The organism is Enterobacter sp. RCC_40, assembly GCF_041360735.1.
In the GTDB taxonomy this organism is placed as follows: Bacteria; Pseudomonadota; Gammaproteobacteria; order Enterobacterales; family Enterobacteriaceae; genus Enterobacter; species Enterobacter ludwigii.
On record NZ_JBFUPR010000015.1, the window covers coordinates 1 to 1,366 of the forward strand.

1 rRNA gene (cut by a window edge) is annotated in these 1,366 nt (G+C 53.1%); it reads right to left on the reverse strand.

Features of this window, described 5'->3' with window-relative positions:
- Positions 1–54: 54 nt before the first annotated feature.
- A 23S ribosomal RNA gene (locus AB6731_RS22895) occupies positions 55–1,366 on the reverse strand (it continues 1,691 nt past the right edge of the window).

A 1,366-nucleotide genomic window follows, 5' to 3' on the forward strand; every position in this document is an offset into this window, starting at 1 on the left:
TAATCTGTATCAGCTGAAAATCGTCTCTCATCGCCAAAACATCTTCGGCGTTGTAAGGTTAAGCCTCACGGTTCATTAGTATCGGTTAGCTCAACGCATCGCTGCGCTTACACACCCGACCTATCAACGTCGTAGTCTTCAACGTTCCTTCAGGAGACTTAAAGTCTCAGGGAGAACTCATCTCGGGGCAAGTTTCGTGCTTAGATGCTTTCAGCACTTATCTCTTCCGCATTTAGCTACCGGGCAGTGCCATTGGCATGACAACCCGAACACCAGTGATGCGTCCACTCCGGTCCTCTCGTACTAGGAGCAGCCCCCCTCAATTCTCCAGCGCCCACGGCAGATAGGGACCGAACTGTCTCACGACGTTCTAAACCCAGCTCGCGTACCACTTTAAATGGCGAACAGCCATACCCTTGGGACCTACTTCAGCCCCAGGATGTGATGAGCCGACATCGAGGTGCCAAACACCGCCGTCGATATGAACTCTTGGGCGGTATCAGCCTGTTATCCCCGGAGTACCTTTTATCCGTTGAGCGATGGCCCTTCCATTCAGAACCACCGGATCACTATGACCTGCTTTCGCACCTGCTCGAGCCGTCACTCTCGCAGTCAAGCTAGCTTATGCCATTGCACTAACCTCCTGATGTCCGACCAGGATTAGCTAACCTTCGTGCTCCTCCGTTACTCTTTGGGAGGAGACCGCCCCAGTCAAACTACCCACCAGACACTGTCCGCAACCCGGATCACGGGTCTACGTTAGAACACCAGCCATTAAAGGGTGGTATTTCAAGGTTGGCTCCACGCAGACTGGCGTCCACGCTTCAAAGCCTCCCACCTATCCTACACATCAAGGACCAGTGTTCAGTGTCAAGCTATAGTAAAGGTTCACGGGGTCTTTCCGTCTTGCCGCGGGTACACTGCATCTTCACAGCGAGTTCAATTTCACTGAGTCTCGGGTGGAGACAGCCTGGCCATCATTACGCCATTCGTGCAGGTCGGAACTTACCCGACAAGGAATTTCGCTACCTTAGGACCGTTATAGTTACGGCCGCCGTTTACCGGGGCTTCGATCAAGAGCTTCGCGTTGCCGCTAACCCCATCAATTAACCTTCCGGCACCGGGCAGGCGTCACACCGTATACGTCCACTTTCGTGTTTGCACAGTGCTGTGTTTTTAATAAACAGTTGCAGCCAGCTGGTATCTTCGACTGATTTCAGCTCCACCCGCAGGGGCTTCACCTACATATCAGCGTGCCTTCTCCCGAAGTTACGGCACCATTTTGCCTAGTTCCTTCACCCGAGTTCTCTCAAGCGCCTTGGTATTCTCTACCTGACCACCTGTGTCGGTTTGGGGTACGATTTCG